At 66.7% G+C, this 16158-nt stretch carries 19 protein-coding genes; 8 read left to right on the top strand and 11 right to left on the bottom strand.

Annotated features, from left to right (window positions below):
- Nucleotides 1–9: 9 nt before the first annotated feature.
- The 3 genes from B7Y64_RS11090 to trxC all read left to right on the top strand — a co-directional run bounded on the left by B7Y64_RS11090 (nucleotide 10) and on the right by trxC (nucleotide 1988).
- Nucleotides 10–1128, top strand: a complete 1119-nt coding sequence (locus B7Y64_RS11090; RefSeq protein WP_291325437.1) for an SAM-dependent methyltransferase — start codon at nucleotides 10–12, stop codon at nucleotides 1126–1128.
- A 21-nt stretch (nucleotides 1129–1149) separates the two neighbouring features.
- The gene (locus tag B7Y64_RS11085) at nucleotides 1150–1344 is read left to right on the top strand and encodes a DUF2905 domain-containing protein (protein ID WP_024813073.1); all 195 of its coding nucleotides are present in this window, start codon (nucleotides 1150–1152) and stop codon (nucleotides 1342–1344) included.
- 209 nt (nucleotides 1345–1553) lie between these two features.
- The gene (gene trxC, locus B7Y64_RS11080) at nucleotides 1554–1988 is read left to right on the top strand and encodes a thioredoxin TrxC (protein ID WP_291328894.1); all 435 of its coding nucleotides are present in this window, start codon (nucleotides 1554–1556) and stop codon (nucleotides 1986–1988) included.
- A 10-nt stretch (nucleotides 1989–1998) separates the two neighbouring features.
- Here the strand turns inward: trxC and B7Y64_RS11075 are convergent, their stop codons facing one another.
- From B7Y64_RS11075 to B7Y64_RS11060, 4 genes are read right to left on the bottom strand one after another with little or no spacing between them, the layout of a single operon-like run.
- On the bottom strand, nucleotides 1999–2481 hold the full coding sequence (locus tag B7Y64_RS11075) for a DoxX family protein (RefSeq protein WP_114655142.1): 483 nt from the start codon (nucleotides 2479–2481) through the stop codon (nucleotides 1999–2001).
- Nucleotides 2482–2490: 9 nt separating this feature from the next.
- A complete protein-coding gene (locus B7Y64_RS11070; protein ID WP_291325576.1) occupies nucleotides 2491–3264 on the bottom strand; it encodes a DNA-binding domain-containing protein in 774 nt (257 codons plus the stop codon).
- A complete protein-coding gene (locus B7Y64_RS11065) occupies nucleotides 3255–4097 on the bottom strand; it encodes a DUF692 domain-containing protein (protein ID WP_291328892.1) in 843 nt (280 codons plus the stop codon). The genes B7Y64_RS11070 and B7Y64_RS11065 overlap by 10 nt, the downstream gene beginning before the upstream one ends.
- A gap of 14 nt (nucleotides 4098–4111) precedes the next feature.
- Complete coding sequence (locus B7Y64_RS11060) at nucleotides 4112–4411, bottom strand: DUF2282 domain-containing protein (protein ID WP_291325574.1); 300 nt, start codon at nucleotides 4409–4411, stop codon at nucleotides 4112–4114.
- A gap of 199 nt (nucleotides 4412–4610) precedes the next feature.
- On the opposite strand from B7Y64_RS11060, the gene B7Y64_RS11055 reads away from it, so the two are divergent.
- Nucleotides 4611–5153 carry a sigma-70 family RNA polymerase sigma factor gene (locus tag B7Y64_RS11055; RefSeq protein WP_024813062.1) on the top strand — a complete coding sequence of 181 codons (543 nt, stop codon included), beginning with the start codon at nucleotides 4611–4613 and terminating at the stop codon, nucleotides 5151–5153.
- Entirely contained in the window at nucleotides 5150–5791 is a 642-nt protein-coding gene (locus tag B7Y64_RS11050; RefSeq protein WP_291325572.1) for a DUF1109 domain-containing protein, read from the top strand. The genes B7Y64_RS11055 and B7Y64_RS11050 overlap by 4 nt, the downstream gene beginning before the upstream one ends.
- A gap of 27 nt (nucleotides 5792–5818) precedes the next feature.
- Here B7Y64_RS11050 and B7Y64_RS11045 read toward each other — a convergent pair whose 3' ends face one another.
- On the bottom strand, nucleotides 5819–7069 hold the full coding sequence (locus B7Y64_RS11045) for a multifunctional CCA addition/repair protein (protein WP_291325570.1): 1251 nt from the start codon (nucleotides 7067–7069) through the stop codon (nucleotides 5819–5821).
- A gap of 45 nt (nucleotides 7070–7114) precedes the next feature.
- Here B7Y64_RS11045 and B7Y64_RS11040 point away from each other — a divergent pair, with 45 nt between their 5' ends.
- Complete coding sequence (locus tag B7Y64_RS11040) at nucleotides 7115–7576, top strand: hypothetical protein (RefSeq protein ID WP_291328889.1); 462 nt, start codon at nucleotides 7115–7117, stop codon at nucleotides 7574–7576.
- A gap of 9 nt (nucleotides 7577–7585) precedes the next feature.
- On the opposite strand, the gene B7Y64_RS11035 is transcribed toward B7Y64_RS11040, so the two are convergent.
- The 4 genes from B7Y64_RS11035 to B7Y64_RS11020 form a co-directional block, all read right to left on the bottom strand.
- Nucleotides 7586–7879, bottom strand: a complete 294-nt coding sequence (locus B7Y64_RS11035) for a type II toxin-antitoxin system RelE/ParE family toxin (protein ID WP_291328887.1) — start codon at nucleotides 7877–7879, stop codon at nucleotides 7586–7588.
- A 20-nt stretch (nucleotides 7880–7899) separates the two neighbouring features.
- Nucleotides 7900–8184, bottom strand: a complete 285-nt coding sequence (locus B7Y64_RS11030) for a ribbon-helix-helix protein, CopG family (protein WP_111866501.1) — start codon at nucleotides 8182–8184, stop codon at nucleotides 7900–7902.
- A gap of 81 nt (nucleotides 8185–8265) precedes the next feature.
- A complete protein-coding gene (locus tag B7Y64_RS11025) occupies nucleotides 8266–8949 on the bottom strand; it encodes a glutathione S-transferase family protein (RefSeq protein WP_291328884.1) in 684 nt (227 codons plus the stop codon).
- A 245-nt stretch (nucleotides 8950–9194) separates the two neighbouring features.
- On the bottom strand, nucleotides 9195–9767 hold the full coding sequence (locus tag B7Y64_RS11020; protein WP_114655134.1) for a 5-formyltetrahydrofolate cyclo-ligase: 573 nt from the start codon (nucleotides 9765–9767) through the stop codon (nucleotides 9195–9197).
- Between the two features lie 14 nt (nucleotides 9768–9781).
- On the opposite strand from B7Y64_RS11020, the gene B7Y64_RS11015 reads away from it, so the two are divergent.
- Nucleotides 9782–11767, top strand: coding sequence for a lytic transglycosylase domain-containing protein (locus B7Y64_RS11015; RefSeq protein ID WP_291328882.1), 1986 nt, complete (start codon nucleotides 9782–9784; stop codon nucleotides 11765–11767).
- 150 nt (nucleotides 11768–11917) lie between these two features.
- On the opposite strand, the gene B7Y64_RS11010 is transcribed toward B7Y64_RS11015, so the two are convergent.
- Both B7Y64_RS11010 and B7Y64_RS11005 read right to left on the bottom strand, forming a co-directional pair.
- On the bottom strand, nucleotides 11918–12844 hold the full coding sequence (locus B7Y64_RS11010) for an MBL fold metallo-hydrolase (RefSeq protein WP_291327182.1): 927 nt from the start codon (nucleotides 12842–12844) through the stop codon (nucleotides 11918–11920).
- A gap of 27 nt (nucleotides 12845–12871) precedes the next feature.
- Complete coding sequence (locus B7Y64_RS11005; protein WP_291327184.1) at nucleotides 12872–14557, bottom strand: AMP-binding protein; 1686 nt, start codon at nucleotides 14555–14557, stop codon at nucleotides 12872–12874.
- A gap of 237 nt (nucleotides 14558–14794) precedes the next feature.
- On the opposite strand from B7Y64_RS11005, the gene B7Y64_RS11000 reads away from it, so the two are divergent.
- Nucleotides 14795–15730 carry an alpha/beta fold hydrolase gene (locus tag B7Y64_RS11000; protein WP_291328880.1) on the top strand — a complete coding sequence of 312 codons (936 nt, stop codon included), beginning with the start codon at nucleotides 14795–14797 and terminating at the stop codon, nucleotides 15728–15730.
- Nucleotides 15731–16158: the final 428 nt, after the last annotated feature.

Raw genomic sequence — 16158 nt, 5'->3', positions numbered from 1 at the left:
TGGGGGACAATGCGGGCCGTGACCCAAAGACCCGACAGTTTAACGACCGCCCTGCAAACCCACATCGCCCAGGCCATTGCCGCTGCCGGCGGCTGGATCGGGTTTGACCGCTTCATGGCGTTGGCCCTGTACACGCCCGGCCTGGGCTATTACGCCAACGATTCCACCAAGTTCGGCGCCATGCCGCAGTCGGGCAGCGACTTCGTGACCGCGCCCGAGCTCACGCCGCTGTTCGGCCAGACCCTGGCCCTGCAGGTGGACGAGGCGCTGGCGCAAACCGGCACGCACGAGGTGTGGGAGTTTGGCGCCGGCTCGGGCGCCCTGGCCCTGCAACTGCTCGATGCGCTGGGCGACCGCGTGCAGCGCTACACCATCGTCGACCTCTCGGGCAGCCTGCGGGTGCGCCAGCAGACCTTGCTGGCCCGGCATGCGCACAAGTTGCAGTGGGTGGACGCGCTGCCTGCGCAGTTCAAGGGCGTGGTGGTGGGCAACGAGGTGCTCGATGCCATGCCCGTGCAGCTGCTGGCCCGCCATGGCGGGCACGAGGGCGGGCGATGGCATGAACGCGGCGTGGTGGTGGGCGATAGCGGTGCTTTTGCGTGGGCCGACCGGCCTACCGAGCTGCGCCCGCCCGTCGAGATTGAAGGCCCGCACGACTACCTGACCGAAATCCACGCCCAGGGCGAGGGTTTCATCCGCACCCTGGCCGACCGGCTGGAGCGCGGCGCCATCTTCTTGCTGGACTATGGTTTTGGCGAGAGTGAGTACTACCACCCGCAGCGCCACATGGGCACCGTGATGTGCCATCAGGGCCACCTGGCCGACAGCGACCCGCTGGTGGCGGTGGGCCTGAAAGACATCACCGCCCATGTCAACTTCACCGCCATGGCGCTGGCCGCACAAGATGCCGGGCTGGAAGTGCTGGGCTACACCACGCAGGCGCACTTTCTGATCAACTGCGGAATGCTCCCAAAAATGGAGCAGCTTGCGCAGGCGCAGCGGGCAACAGCGGCCAAATTGATCATGGAACACGAGATGGGCGAGCTGTTCAAGGTGCTTGCGCTGGCCAAGGGCACGGCGTGGGATGCACTGGGTTTTGTGCGCGGCGACCGTTCGCACCGGTTATGAGTTCATGAAAAAGGCCTTGCCATGATCCGCTGGCTCATCGTTGTGTTCCTGGCGCTGGTGCTCATCAACGGCCTGTCACCTTGGCTGCAGCGCATGGGGCTGGGGCGGCTGCCGGGGGATTTTCGCTTTCGGCTGTTCGGGCGCGAGTGGTTCATTCCGCTGGCCAGCACGGTGCTGCTGAGTTTTGTGCTGAGCCTGGCGGTGAAGTGGCTCTGATATGAAACACCCCCCCTGTGGCGCTTTGTGCCTTCCCCCCGCTCTCGCAGCGCTGCGCGCTGCGGGCAAGGGGACGCTCCCAGCGCAGCGGGGCGGCCCTTGCGCGGGAGCCCTGGCCTGGGTCGCGCCAGTTCAGGCGTCGCGGGTCGCGCAATGCGCAGTGGAGACACTGACTTGATTTTTGCGGGGTTTGGCCCGATGTCTGTGCCATGACCGAATCCCTGCACATCGTCTGCCCCCACTGCCACACCACCAACCGCGTCCAGACGGCGCAACTGGGCAGCGCGCCCGACTGCGGCAGTTGCCACAAGCCCTTGTTTGCGGGCGCACCGCTGGCGCTGGACGCCACCAGCTTTGCCAAGCATGTGCAGCGCAGCCATATCCCGGTGCTGGTCGATTTTTGGGCGCCTTGGTGCGGTCCCTGCCGCCAGATGGCGCCGGCCTTTGCGCAGGCGGCGCGCGCACTGGAGCCGCAGGTGCGGCTGGCCAAGCTCGATACCGAAGCGCATCCGCAGGTGGCGGCGCCCTACAACATCCGGAGCATTCCGACCATGGTGCTGTTCAACGGCGGGGCCGAGGTGGCACGCATTTCGGGCGCGCTGGGTGCGGCGGACATCGAGCGCTGGGTGCGTTCGGTGCTGTGATGCGCGAGTTTCAGCGCAGTCCCAGCCAGCGGTCCAGCGACAGGCTGCCCGCGCCGCGTCCGGCAAGGTAAAGCATCAGCGCCGCCCACGACAAGTGCGTGGGCCAGGCATCGGGGTACACAAAGACCTGGATCACCAGCGTCATGCCCAACAGCGCCAGGGCTGACAGGCGGGTGGCCAGCCCCAGCACCAGCAGCACCGGGAACAGGTGCTCAGACACGGTGGCCATCTGCGCCGCCCATTCCGGGGGAATCAGCGGCAGCTTGTATTCCTCGCGGAACAGCAGGTAGGTGGTGTCGGTGATCGTGAACACGCCATCCACCTTGGTGCGGCCCGACATCCAGAATATGCCCGCCAGCGCCAGGCGTGCGGCCAGCGCGATCAGGCTGTGCGGCGTGCACTGCTCCAGCCGCTGGGCCAGGCCGTTCCACAGCCCGCGCAGGCCGGGGTGGGATGCGGGCGCATTGCCGATGGGGGAGTGGGTGGTGTGCATGGGGTGCTCCTAGTTCAACGAGGTTTCGGGGGCGCGCAGTGCGCCGCTGCGCAGCAGCAGCGCGACGAGTGCGGGCAGGTCGGCGGCGGGGTCGGCCTGCAGGGCTTGGGCGGCGGCGTCCTCAAATGTGGCGCCCGCTGCGCAGGCGTCCAGCAGCGCGCAGCCCGCGTGCGAAAGGGGCACCCACTGCACGGCGTCGTGCGGGCGGGTCAGCAGTGCGCCTTCGCCGTGCCAGGGCAGGTGGGCGTCCCACTGCAGCTGCTCACGCTGGCGCTGCCACAGGGTGTAGGCCGGGTGGTCTTCGCACCACTGCCAGCGCGCGGCCGGGTGGGGCTGCAGGCGCAGCAGCGCCAGGGCCTCGGGCGCTTGCTGGGCCAGCCAGGCGGCTTGCAGCGCGGGTGCGTCGGCGGCCAGGTGGGACTCGGTCCAGCAGCGGTCCAGCCGCGCCACGGCGCCCAGGTAGGGCAGGTTGGCGGCGGGGCCAAAGCCTTCCAGAAATTCGGCAAAACCCGCGCCATAGCCCATCAGCCGCCCGTCCGTCGGCGGGTGCTGGTGCACGAAGGCGTGCGCCGCAGCGCGCAGCCAGTCGGTGCCCACCAGGGCGTGCACGGCGGGGTAGTTGGCCTGCAGCGCGTCGATGCAGCCCTTGGCCACGGTGTTGCGGTACACGGCAAAACCGGGCTGCGCGAGCAGCGCATCGAGCCAGGCGGGCGGCGGTGTGCTGGCGCCGGGCCCTGGCAGCAGGGCGCTGGCCAGGCCGTCCTGAAAATCGCTCAGGCGCATGGCATTGCCTCCAGGTTCGTGAGGGCACTGTGCGCGCGTTCGCGCTCGGTCAGCAACTCGTACAGAGGCGGAATGGCATCGTCGCGTTCGATCAGTGTGGGCCGGGGGCCGGTGCGCGCGATCAGGTGCTCGTACAGTGCCCACACGGGCTCGGCCACGGGGGCGTCGTGGCTGTCGATGAGCAGCGCGTCGCCCAGGCGCGGGTCGGCATGGTGGCCCGCGAGGTGGATTTCGGTGATGGCCTGCACCGGAAAGGCGTCGAGGTAGTCGCTGGCGCAAGTGCCAAGGTTGTGCGCGCTGAGGTACAGGTTGTTCACGTCCAACAGCAGGCTGCAGCCAGTGCGGCGCACCAGCTCGGCCAGGAAATCGGTCTCAGACCAGTCGTGCCCCTCGAGGTGCAGGTAGTGCGTGGGGTTCTCGATGGCAATGGTGCGGCCCAGGGCGTCCTGCGTGGCGCAGATGTTGGCCGCGATGCGTGCCAGCGCCTCGTGCGTGCGCGGGAAGGGCAGCAGGTCCGGGTGGTAGCGCCCGCGCCAGGCCGACCAGGCCAGGTGCTCGGACACCAGCGCAGGCTCGATGCGCCGCGCCAGTTGCGCCAGGCGGTGCAGGTGCTCCGCATCGGGCGGCGCATCTGCCGCGAGCGAGAGCGACACGCCATGCAGCGACACCGGGTGCCGCGCACGGATGGCTTCGAGCCAGGCCAGGCGCGGGCCGCCGTCGGCCAGGTAGTTTTCGGGGTGCACTTCCCACCACAGGCCACTGGCGGTGCAGTGCAGGGCCTCGTCGTAGTGCTGGGGCTTGAGGCCCAGGCCCGCGGTGAGAAGGGGTGTCATGGCGCGGCTTTCGGTCAGCTCTTCATGGTTTCCAGGGAACCCATGCCCTTGGGCGTCTTGATGCTGGTGCAGGTGCCTGCGGGCACATACTTCCAGGTGTTGCCCTGGTAATCCACCTTGGCGGTGCCCGCGCAGGTGGTGCCAGGGCCGGCGGCGCAGTCGTTCTTGCCGGCCATGGAAACGCCGTAGCACTTCTCCATGGCGGGTTTGGCCATGTCGCCGGACTTGTTCATGTTGTCCGACTGCGCCAGGGCGGCGCCGGAGGCGAGGGCGGCAAAGGCGAGTGCGCCAAGGGTGAGGGTGCGTGTGGTCATGGCAGTTTCTCCAGAAAAGATGAATGACAGGAAAGCAGACCTGGGTGCCAGAGCGCGGTGCGCCGCAGTCCCCGATCTGCGATGTAATTCGCGCTGCATGCGGGGCGGGTTACACCGAGTGCAAAAAAATGGGCAGCTTTTTTTGAAGCCTGCTGTAACCGGATGGCTCCAGCGCACGAATACCCTTCTGGGAGACACCATGGAGATTGAAGACAGGCTGCGTGCGCTGCTGCTGCAAGGGCTGGACGCCGACGCAGCGGCCTACCAGCGGTTTTTGAAGGAGTTGAGCGCCCATCTGCGGGCGTTCCTGCGGCGCCGTCTGGCGCAGTGGCCGGACGCGGTGGAAGACCTGGTGCAGGAGACGCTGCTGGCCGTGCACAACCAGCGCCACACCTACCAGCCCCAGATGCCGGTGACGGCGTGGGTGCATGCGATTGCCCGCTACAAGCTGGTGGACTGGTTGCGCTCGCACGCGGTGAAAGAAGCGCGCAACGATCCGCTGGACGATGCCCACGAGCTGTTCTCCAGCAGCGATGCCGAAGCCGCTGAGGCCCGGCGCGATCTGGGTCAGTTGCTGCAGACACTGCCCGACCGCCAGCGCTTGCCCATCGTGCATGTGAAGTTGCACGGGCTATCGGTGGTCGAGACGGCGCAACTCACGGGGCTGTCGGAGTCGGCGGTCAAAATCGGCGTGCATCGGGGGCTCAAGGCCCTGGCCGCCAAGATCAGGGGAATGGCATGAAAACCGATGAATTGATCTCTTTGCTGGCCACGAATGCCACGCCGGTGGCTCGCCATCGCATCGAGCAGCGCTTTGCCGTGGCCGCCGTGGCGGGTCTTGCGGGCGCCGGCATGCTGCTGTTTGCCGGGTTTGGCTTGCGGCCGGACCTGGCGCAGGCCGCGACCTTGCCCATGTTCTGGGGCAAGCTGATGTTTGCTGCGTCGCTCGCGGTGGCCGGTCTGGGGTTGCTGCGGCGCTTGGCACGCCCCGGTGCGGCCCTGGGGGGCGCGGCCTGGTGGCTGGCCGTGCCGCCCCTGGTGGTGTGGACCATGGCCGCATGGGCCCTGTGGCAGGCCGCGCCGGCCGAGCGCCTGCCCCTGCTGCTGGGCAGCACCTGGCGCACCTGCCCGTTCAATATCGCAGCCCTGTCGGCGCCGGCCCTGGCGGCCTGCTTGTGGGCGCTCAAAGGGGCGGCGCCCACCCGCCCGGCATGGGCTGGGGCTGGCGCCGGCCTGCTGGCAGGCACCTTGGGAACGCTGGTCTATGCACTGCATTGCCCCGAGATGGCGGCGCCGTTCCTGGCGGTGTGGTATCTGCTGGGCATGGCCATCCCCACGGCCGTGGGTGCGGCGCTGGGGCCGCGCCTGTTGCGCTGGTGAGGCGGCTGGTGGTGCTCCTGCGCAGGTTCAGTCGGCTGCAGTGGTCTGAAGCCAACGGGCCACAGCCTGCACCCGTGCAGCGTGGATCATTTCACCCACTTTCTGCCCCGTAACGCCCGCTTGCGCTGCGCGCGCAGCGATCTCACTGGTCGTAACCGATTGCACGGCGGCCAGTGCTTCGCGCAGGCGCTGGCGCTGGGGATAGGGCGCTTCGTCAAAGCCCAGGCGTCCACGCGCATCGCATTCGCAGGCCAGCAAAATTTCGTCGAAGCGTGCCGGCTTGCGGATGCCGTCACAGCGCTCGATCAGGCGCACCAGGGCGGCTGCGCCCAGCTCGCCGCTGCGGTGGATGTTGCCGTGCTCGCGCGCCACCACGTCGGCGATTTCGCGGCATTCGGTGGGTACGCGCAGGCGCTCGCACAGGCCCTTGAGCAATTTGGCACTGCGCTGCTCGTGGCCGATGTGGCGCGGCAGCATGTCGGCGGGCGTGGTGCCTTTTCCCAGGTCGTGCACCAGGCAGGCAAAGCGCACGGTGAGCGGCGTCTGCAGCCGCGCGGCCATGTCCAGCACCATCATCAGGTGCACGCCGGTGTCCACCTCGGGGTGGTAATCGGCGCGCTGGGGCACGCCCCACAGGCGGTCCACTTCGGGCAGCACCACGGCGAGGGCGCCACATGCGCGCAGCACATCGAACATGCGCGATGGCTTTTCTTCCATCAGCCCGCGCGCCAGCTCCTGCCACACGCGCTCGGCCACCAGGTGGTCGGCCTCGCCATGCGTCACCATTGAGCGCATGAGTTGCATCGTCTCGGGCGCCACCGTGAAATCGGTGAAGCGTGCGGCAAAGCGCGCCACGCGCAGGATGCGCACCGGGTCGTCGTGGAAGGCGTCGGTCACATGGCGCAGCACGCGCGCCTCGATGTCGCGGGCGCCATGGTAGGGATCAAACAGGCTGCCAGCGCCTGATTCGCTGGTGCAAGAGGCTATGGCATTGATCGTGAGGTCGCGCCGTGAGAGGTCTTCCTCCAGCGTTACATCGGGCGAGCTTTGCACCACAAAGCCCCGGTAACCGCGCCCGCTCTTGCGCTCGGTGCGCGCCAGCGCGTACTCCTCGCGCGTTTCGGGGTGCAGAAAAACCGGAAAGTCCCGCCCCACCGGCAGATAGCCCAGCGCCAGCATCTGCTCGGGCGTGGCGCCCACCACCACCCAGTCGTGGTCATTCACGGGGCGGCCCAGAAGCTTGTCGCGGACGGCGCCGCCTACCATGTAGATTTGCATGCGGCGAGTTTAGAACCTGCGCTGCGCCGTATATTCCAGCCCACCATGTCCCTGTCGCCCGACCTCACCATCGCCCAGCTCAACCCTGACGGCAGCGTTCCCGTGCCCACCGCGCCCGATGCGGCGGCCAACGCCGCAGCCGAAGCCCTGCAGCGCGAGGCGCAGTTCGAAGCCTTGCAGACCAAAGTGGACGACCTGCAGGAAATTTTGGCCAAGCCGCTCAATGAAATCCTGGCCGACCGCGATAAGTTCAAGGAGGCGATGGCCGCGTGGGATGCCTTTGGCGCCATGTGGATGCTGTCGCAGCGCGCCATGAAGCGCGTGGCGCTGGACCTGGCCGCGGAGCAGGGCGTGAGCGACGAAGACGTGGTGGCGCGCGCGCTGGCCTATGCCAACCAGGTGCTCAACGTGGAAGAGGAAGACCTGGGTGGCACCATCGCCGCCGCGCAGCTGGCGCACATCGCACGGCACAAGGCGTTTTTGCGCAAGCAGTTCCGGCAGGGGTGAGGCGAGGCCTCAGCGCTTGAATCCTGCCTCCCGCTGGCTGCGCACCGCCAGCACGAACACGGTGTCAATAGCCTCCACGTAGTGGTACAGCGCCACATAGCCCCGCGAGGCGCGGCCAATCACCAGTTCGCGCTTGCCGCCTTGCACGGGCCGCCCGATCTGCGGGCTGTGGGCGAGGATTTGCAGGGCTTCCAGAATGGAGCCAATGCGATCGGGTGCGGATTCGGGGTCGTATTGGGCGATGTGCTCGAAGAAACGGTCGAAGTCGTCCAGGACTTCCGGGGCCAGCTCAATGCGGGTCATGTGGCGGTAGGCGCTGGCGTTTACTCGTTCGGGAGGCGTGCAGCGGGCTTGCGGGGGCGCCCGCCCTGGGCGCGAGAGGCGAGGTAGGCCTTGGCGTCTTCCCAGCCCACCGTTTGGCCCGTGGCGCGGATGCGGGCCCAGCGCTCGTCGGCCAGTGCATGAAAGGTGTTGTCCAGCTCCACCTGCTCCACCGTCTGGGCAATGGCTTCCAGAATGAAGGCGTGGGCCGTTTTTCCCGCCTGCGCAGCAGCGGCGTTGATGCGGGCTTTCAGGTCGTCTTCAAGGCGTATGGTGGTGGTGGACATCGCGGCTCCAATGGTAGGTCAATGTAGCACGCAAGTGCTACATGTGCCATGCGTTTCGGGAAATCAGCCGGGCCGATCGTTTCAGCGCCTCAGCCGGTACGGCTCTTCAAAGTCCAGAAAGTCCTTCTCGGCCAGGGCCTCGTCGATCCAGGCCTTGACGCCGGGCAGCTCGCGCACGCGGTCCACATAGGCCTTGATGGGGGCGGGCACAGGCAGGGCGTAGGTGTGCAGCCGCATGCACACGGGTGCAAAGTAGGCGTCGGCGATGCTGAACTCGCCCAACAGCATCGGGCCGCCATATTGCGCGAGCAGGCCGCTCCACATGTCCACCAGGCGCTGCACATCGGCGCGCACGGCGCTCTGGTCGCGCCAGATGAGGGCGCCGGTATCGGGCAGGTGGGCTTCGATGTTCATGGGGCAGGCGCCGCGCAGGGCGGTGAAGCCGCTGTGCATTTCGGCGCAGACGCTGCGGGCGTGGGCGCGGGCGGCCTTGTCCTGGGGCCAGAGATGTTTTTCGGGGTAGCTTTCGGCCAGGTATTCGGCGATGGACAGGGTGTCCCACACCACCAGGTCGCCGTCGACCAGCGCCGGCACCTTGCCGGTGGGGCTCACGGGGCCGATGGTGCGCTTGAACTCGGAGTCGGCCTCGAAACTGTCAAAGCGCACGCGCACTTCCTCAAACGCAATGCCGGCCTGGCGCAGCAGCACCCAGGGGCGCATGGACCAGGACGAGTAGTTCTTGTTGCCGATATAGAGCTTGGGCATGATTGAAAAGTCTTGCTGGGGCGGAAAAATGGATGCTAACCCCGGCCCTGGCTTTCGCCAATGCTCATTGCCCCGTTGTTTGATGCACGATGCGCATCAAAGCTGCAATGCGTGCAGACTCTGGCCTCCGAGTGAGCCCCCCATACCAGTGCCATCGTGGAACTGGCTTCGCCAGGCCACGGGTGGCGCCCCCTCGGGGGAAGGCGCCGCAGGCGACACAGGGGGGGGGGCTTCTATACACGACTCTATACCGGCCAGACCACCCCGTTGTCATTCAGGATGGCATCGAGTGGCAGGTCAAACGCTTCGGGCTCGAAGTCATCCAGATAGCCGTTGGTAAAGCCCAGCCCCACGGTGAACGGCTTGGGCTGCAGCGTGGCCAGCGTGCGGTCGTAAAAACCGCCGCCATAGCCCAGGCGGTAGCCGCCCGCCGCATAGCCCACGCAGGGCACAAAAAGCAGCGTGGGCACGATGACCTCGGTGTCCTTGGGTTTGGGGATGCCATACGCGTCTTCTTCCATGGGGCAGCCGGGGTGCCAGGCATGAAAGGTGAGCGTTTTGTGCACCTTGTTGACCACCGGCAGGCCGATGCGCCGGCGCTGGGGTTCATCGAGCAGTTCGCCGTCTTCCTTCCAGCGGTGCAGGGCGGGCAGGGGGTCGAACTCGCCCTTGATAGGCCAGTAGGCGCCGATCACGGTGTCCGGCCGGTTCACCAGCCAGATGCGCATCACTTGTTGTAACAGGTCGGAGCGCTGTAGGCGGTCGGGCAGATTGAGGCGTTCTTCTATCAATGCGCGCCGAAGGGCTGCTTTGTCCATCAGATAATTCCCCCATGCAATTACTCAGAGCGATTCTGACACCCCTTGTCGCCGCCGCCGTGCTGGCCGCTGCTGCGCCCCTTGTCCAGGCGCAAAACCGGGGTGACGACACCCTGCTGGAAATGCAGCAGGCCTTCCGCAAGGGTGACCGCAAAAAGCTCGAACAGCTCTTGCCCGCCGCGCGCGGCCATGCGCTGGAACCCTGGGCCGCCTACTGGGAGCTGAAGGCGCGCCTGAACGAAGCCATGCCGCAAGAAGTGCAGGCTTTCATGCAGCGCTATGCCGGCAGCTACCAGGAAGACCGCCTGCGCAACGACTGGCTGCTGCTGCTGGGCCAGCGGCGCGACTGGGGCCAGTTTGCCGAGCAGCACCCCCACTACCGGATGTCCGACGACCGCGAAGTGCGCTGCTACGCGTTGCTGATCGACCAGATCAAGGGCACGGCGCCCGCCACGGTGGCCGACGATGTGCGCAGCAACTGGTATGCCCAGCGCGATGCAGACGACGGCTGCACCCACGCTGCGGGAGAGCTGTACGGCTACAAAAAGCTCTCGGCGGTGGACATCTGGCGCAAGGCCCGCCTGGGCGCCGAGGCCAACCGCCCCCGCGCGGTGCGGGCTGCGGTGGAGATCGTCGCACCCGAGGTGCTGACGCAGCTCAAGGAGGTGCTGGACGCGCCCAGCAAATACCTGTTGGCGCGCAACATGGCAGGCAGCAGGGTGCGCCAGGAACTGGTGCTGCTTGCGCTGATCAGGCTGGCCTCCGGCGACCCTGACAGCGCTGCGCACCAGCTCGACAGCAAGTGGAGCGAATACCTCTCTGCCGAGGAGCGCAACTGGGCCTGGGGCGTCATTGGCAAGTCTGCTGCACAGAAGCTCTCGGGCAGCGCACACGGCTATTTTTCCAACGTGACGCGCAACAGCCACCTGAACGACGATTTGCTGGGCTGGAAGGTGCGCGCCGCGTTGCGCGCCGGCCAGTGGAAGGCTGTGCGCAATGTGGTGGATGCCATGGGCGCCGAGGCCCGCCAGGACAGCACCTGGGTGTACTGGAAAGCCCGCGTCATGCTGGCAACCAAGCCCAGCGAAGCCGATCGCGCCGAAGCGCGGCAATTGCTGGAGGGCATTGCCGGAACGCGCGGTTTCTATGAACAGCTGGCATTGGAAGAGCTGGGCCAGCGCATCACCGTGCCGCCCGCGCCTGCGCCGCTGACCGCCGAGGAAAAGGCAGCTGCCCGCGCCAACCCGGGGCTCAACCGCGGCCTTTACGCCATCTTGCTGGGCCTGCGCAGCGAAGGCGTGCGCGAGTGGAACTACACCACCAACCTGCACACGCCCGGCGGCATGGCCGACCGCGAGCTGCTGGCCGCCGCCGACTTTGCCTGCCAGCGCGAGGTGTGGGACCGCTGCATCAACACCAGCGAGCGCACCAAGACCGTGACCGACATGGCGCAACGCTTTCCCATGCCGTTTCGCGCCGCAGTGGTCGAGCGTGCCCAGGGCATCGGGCTGGACCCGGCCTATGTGTATGGCCTGATCCGCCAGGAAAGCCGCTTCATCATGGACGCCCGCTCGCATGTGGGCGCATCGGGCCTCATGCAGGTGATGCCCGCCACCGCGCGCTGGACGGCACGCAAGATCGGGCTGACCGGCTTCACCGCCGATCAGATCACCGACCGTGACACCAACATCACCATTGGCACGGCCTACCTCAAGCTGGCGCTGGACGATTTCGCGGGCTCCATGCCCATGGCTGCTGCTGCTTACAACGCCGGCCCCGGCCGCCCGCGCAGCTGGCGCAATGGTCCGGTGCTCGACGCCGCCATCTGGGCCGAAAACGTGCCGTTTGCCGAAACGCGCGACTATGTGAAAAAAGTGCTGGCCAACACCACCAATTACGCCGCCATGTTGACGGGCCAGCCCCAGTCGCTCAAGGCACGCCTCGGTACCATCGGCCCGCGTGATGCGGCTGCGCCCGAGGTGAACACCGATCTGCCCTGAAGCCCCACACGCGGGTCGGCGGCGTGTTTATGCTATTAAATTAATAGCTGTTAGCGCTTGTTATATAAGGGCTGTAGCCTGTTTTTGTTAAATATGTCGCAACCCGGTTGTCGCTGCGGTGGTGGCAGGGCCCCTCGGCACCCTGCGGCGTCAAGCGTTGTGCAGCCACTCACCCTGGCTCACGGCGGCACCTGACCGCACCAGATCATCGGCCAGACTTTGCAGCCATTCGGCCTGGTCCCGGTCGGCAAAGTGGCGGGCGTGCAGCATACCGAAATAGGGCGTGGCCCGCGCCCAGGCGAGCAGGTCTGCCAGCGCAATCTGCTGCCATTCGAGCAGCTTGTACTTGAGCAACACCTTGGCGGCATAAAGCGCGTGTTTGGCCGGGTTGCGCGCAAAGCCGTCCAGGCGACGGCGGGCGCCGTCGAGTGCGCGGGCCGCGTCGGTAAACACCGGGCCGTGGCCCGGGATCACGGTGCGCGGAGCCAGGTGCTCAATCACATCGAGGGTGGCGGCCACATCGGCAAAGGCGCTTTCGCCCTCCAGCTCGGGAAAGACCACGCCAAAGCCGTTTTCCCACAGCGCGTCGGCCGAGATCAGGATGCGGTTGTGCGGCTCGAACAGCACCACCGAGTGCGTGTCGTGCCCCGGCGCGGCGTGCACCTGCCAGGCCCTGTCGCCCAGCAGCGTGGTGGTGCCGGGTTGCAGCAGGGTGTCGAAGCGAAATGGCGGGCATTCCTGGCCGGTGGGGGTGTAGCTGAGCGCATAGGCGTCCCAGCTGCGCACCTGGGCAGCCTGCCCCGGCGGGATGGAGGTCTCCACCCCTGGCCAGGCCTGTTGCAGCGCGGCGTTGCCGCCGCAGTGGTCGCTGTGCAGGTGGGTGTTGAGAATGCGGTCGAGCGCACGGCCCGCCAGTGCGCCGTGCACCAGCGCCACCGTCTGGTCGGCGTGGCTGCAGTAGCCGGTGTCCACCACCGCCGTGCCGTGCCGCCCACTGAACACGATGCTGTTGGCCGACAGCCAGCCGCGCTCCAGCACCGTGATATCGGGCGGCAGCGCAGGTGGGTGTTGCGGCATCTGCTATGAATAGGTGAGTGAACGAAATTACTTGGCCGCGCGCAGCTCGCGCCGCAGGATCTTGCCCACGTTGCTTTTGGGCAGCTCGTCGCGGAACTCGATGTACTTGGGGCGCTTGTAACCGGTGAGGTTGGCGTGGCAGAAATTGGTCACCTCGTCTTCGGTGAGGGCCGGGTCGTTCTTGATGATGAACACCTTGATGGCCTCGCCCTGTTTTTCATCCGGGATGCCGATGGCCGCGCACTCCACCACGCCGGGGCACAGGCTGATGACCTGTTCGAGCTCGTTGGGGAACACGTTGAAGCCGCTCACCAAAATCATGTCCTTCTTGCGGTCGATGATGCGCGTGTAGCCCTGCGCGTCCATGATGCCGATGTCGCCCGTGCGCATGAAACCGTCGGCCGTGAAGGCCAGCGCGTTTTCGGCAGGCTGGTTGTAGTAGCCGGTCATCACATTGGGGCCGCGGATGCAGATTTCGCCCGATTCGCCCAGCGCCAGGCTGTTGCCCGCGTCGTCCTTGATGGCGATGTCGATGCCCGGCAGCGGCAGGCCGATGGAGCCGCTGAACTCGGTGTTGGTCACGGGGTTGTTGGTGCCGATGGCGCAGGTCTCGCTCATGCCCCAGCCCTCGATCATGGTGCTGCCCGTGACCTTTTGCCAGTGGCGCGCCGTCCCCTCTGATGCGGCCATGCCGCCAGCCTGCGACACGCACAGGTGCGAAAAATCGATGGACTTGAACTGCGGGTGCTGCAGCAGCGCGTTGAACAGCGTGTTCACGGCCGGCAGCATGTGGAAGGGACGCTTTTTGAGCACCTCGACGAATTTGGGAATGTCGCGCGGGTTGGGAATCAGCGTGAGGCTGGAGCCCTGGCGGATGGCCAGCAGGCACAGCGTGAGCGCGAAGATGTGGTACAGCGGCAGCGCGGCAATGCTGTTGGCGCGGCTGAGATCGCCCACCTTGGCCAGAGCCGGGGTGAACCAGGCCTCGGCCTGCAGCGTGGCGGCCACAATGCAGCGGTGGGTGAGCACCGCACCCTTGGACAAGCCTGTGGTGCCGCCCGTGTATTGCAAAAAGGCGATGGAGTCGAGCGTGGCCTGGCTGGGGGCCAGCGTGCGGCGCTCGCCCAGCGACAGCGCCTTTTTGAAACTGACCACCTTGCGGCCATGGGACAGGGGCAACTCGTAGGCGGGCACCATCTTGGCCAGGTGGCGTACGGCAAAGGTGATCCACCGGCCATAAAAAGTGCCCAGCAGATCGCCCATGGATGCCATCACCACATGCTGCACCGCCGTGTGGTCGACGATTTCGCTCAGGGTGTGGGCAAAGTTCTCCAGGATCACGATGGCCGTGGCGCCCGAATCCTTGAGCTGGTGCTCCAGCTCGCGCGCGGTGTAGAGCGGGTTCACGTTGACGCAGGTGTAGCCGGCGCGCAGCACGGCCGCCATGGTCACGCCAAATTGCGGCACGTTGGGCAGCATGATGGCCACGCGCGCACCGGGCTCAAGCCCCAGGCCCTGCAGGTAGGCGCCCAGGGCTGCCGACAGGCGCTCCAGTTCGCCATAGGACATCCACTGGTCCATGCAGACCGAAAACGGGCTCGATGCGTGCTTGCGAAAGGATTCTTCCAGAAGGTGCGCCACCGAGCGGTATTGCTCGGGCTGCACATCGTGGGGAACCCCCGGGGGGTAGCTTTTGAGCCAGATCTTTTCCATGCGGTGTCCTCGGGTGCTCCGAAAGGGGGGAATAGGTGTGGGCACAGATTGTGGGAGCAGGGGCGCGAATTCGACTACCGGGCTTGTCCTAGGGTGCGGGCCGGTTCGGTCTCGCAGGCGACAGGGTTGGCGTCCAACAGCCAGAGCGTCTGCAGGGTTTCGCGTCGCCGCATCCAAGCAGTGCTGAAGGGCCAGGCCGCACAATGCGCGCTGCTTTACAACGACAAACCCGATTCCATGAACGCACGCTGGCAGCAAGTTGTGGTCCTTTTCAATGCACTGGCCACCATCGCCTGGCTGGCATGGCAGTGGCCCCGCTCGCCGCTGGTGGCGCTGGCGGGCGTGGGTGGCGCACTGGCGTTGTTCGGGCTGGTGCTGGGGCTGCAGTTTGTGATCATGCGGCGCGTGAACCGGTCCGACCACGCGCCACGGCCGTCATGGCGGCAACTGGTGGTGGCCTGGTGGGCCGAGGCGCGGCTGGCGCTGGTGGTGTTTGGCTGGCGCCAGCCTTTTCGCCACAACGCCGAGCCCGACTGGCTGCCGCCCCTGTCACCCCTGTCACCCCTGTCGCCTGGCCAGCAGGCCACGCGCCGGGGCGTGGTGCTTGTGCACGGCTTTCTGTGCAACCGCGGCTTCTGGCTGCCGTGGATGGCCGCGCTGCGCGAGCGCGGCCACGCCCATGTAGCGGTCACGCTGGAACCCGCCTTTGGCTCGATAGACGACTACACCGCCACCATCGACGCTGCCGTGCAGCGGGTGCAAGAGGCCACCGGCATGGCCCCGGTGGTGGTGGGCCACAGCATGGGCGGGCTGGTGGTCCGCGCCTGGCTGCGCTCGTTGCCTGCGGACAGCGCTGCGGCGCGCGTGCACCGGGTCATCACGCTGGGAACGCCGCATGGCGGCACCTGGGCCGGGCGTTTCAGCCGCTCGGTGAATGGCCAGCAAATGGCGCTGGGGGGCGAGTGGGTGCGGCAATTGCAGCAGGAAGAGCCTGCGGCCCGTGCGGCCCGGTTTACCTGCTGGTATTCGAACTGCGACAACATCGTTTTTCCGGCGGGCACGGCGATGTTGGCGGGCGCGGACAACCGGTTGGTGGAGGGGGTTGCGCATATGCAGATGGCTTTTGATCCAGCGGTAATGCGGGCTTGTCTTGAGGAGATTGCGCGGGGGTGATGTTCGGTTTGGGCGTTTTTGGGTGCTGGCGCTTATGTATCAAGCGGTAGTAGCTATTGTTTTTGTAGTGAATGTTGTGTGTTTTTTGAGGGCGGAGGCCGGGTCTCGCCCCGGCGGGCGACTCACTTTTCTTTGCTTCGCCAAAGAAAAGTAAGCAAAAGAAAGGCGACCCTGCAGTCTGCGACCCCTTCGCGTTGCTACGGGGCAAACCTGCGTCGGGGCGTTTGCGGGGTGCGCCGCGTAACTCACTGCGCGCCTGCGGCGCTCCGTTCGGACAACCACGGCGAGTCAGTTGACGAGGCATGCGCGCGAAGGCGCCCATGCTCACCCCGCAAGCGCCCCGCCGCAGGCGCAGCCAGAAGGGGGTAAACCGCCAAACAGCCGCACGGGCCATCGCTGCGCTCGGCCCACACCGCGCGGGCGCAAGC

The sequence above is a fragment of the Acidovorax sp. 35-64-16 genome, from assembly GCF_002281195.1.
Lineage (GTDB): Bacteria > Pseudomonadota > Gammaproteobacteria > Burkholderiales > Burkholderiaceae_C > Acidovorax > Acidovorax defluvii.
This window is presented reverse-complemented; position numbering and strand designations above follow the sequence as displayed.